Source organism: Luedemannella helvata (assembly GCF_039528415.1).
Lineage (GTDB): Bacteria > Actinomycetota > Actinomycetes > Mycobacteriales > Micromonosporaceae > Luedemannella > Luedemannella helvata.
In genome coordinates this window covers 1-557 of sequence record NZ_BAAALS010000135.1, presented here as the reverse complement: position 1 = coordinate 557, position 557 = coordinate 1, and the positions used below count along the sequence as shown (strand labels likewise).

Sequence of the window (557 nt, the reverse complement as noted above, 5' to 3'; positions counted from 1 at the left end):
AAGTCGATGGCGGTCGCGCAGACCATCGCGAACGATCCCTTCGTGGTCGACGGTGTGCAGTCCGACGACCCGACCGCCGAGCTGCAGCCCTACGCCGTCGACGTCATGCGCGAGGCCGAGGTCGACTTCATCACGATCATGGCGCCCGACCGCACGCGCTTCACGCACCCCGATCCGACGCAGATCGGGCAGCAGTTCCTCGGCAACATCGACCGGGCGCTCGCGGGCGAGCCGTTCAGCGAGACCTACACGGGCACGCTCGGGCCGTCGGTGCGGTCGGTGGTGCCGATCGAGGATGCCTCGGGCGAGGTCGTCGCGCTGGTCGCGGCGGGTATCACGGTGTCGAACACCCAGGTCGCGCTCGGCGGGCGGATCGCGACGGTGATCGTCGCGGCCGCCGTGATGATCGCGCTCGGTGCGCTCGGATCATGGTTGCTCAGTCGCTACCTGCGGCGCGTCACGTGGGGTCGCGGCGCCGAGGAGATGAGCCGCATGTTCGCGTACTACGACGGCGTGCTGCACTCCATCGGCGAAGGGCTGGTGCTGCAGGACGACCG

The 557-nt window shown here is 69.5% G+C and carries 1 pseudogene; it reads left to right on the top strand.

The features are described from left to right. Positions 1 to 42 precede the first annotated feature (42 nt). Positions 43 to 557 (top strand): annotated as a pseudogene (locus ABD191_RS29125) (histidine kinase); the annotation flags it as partial.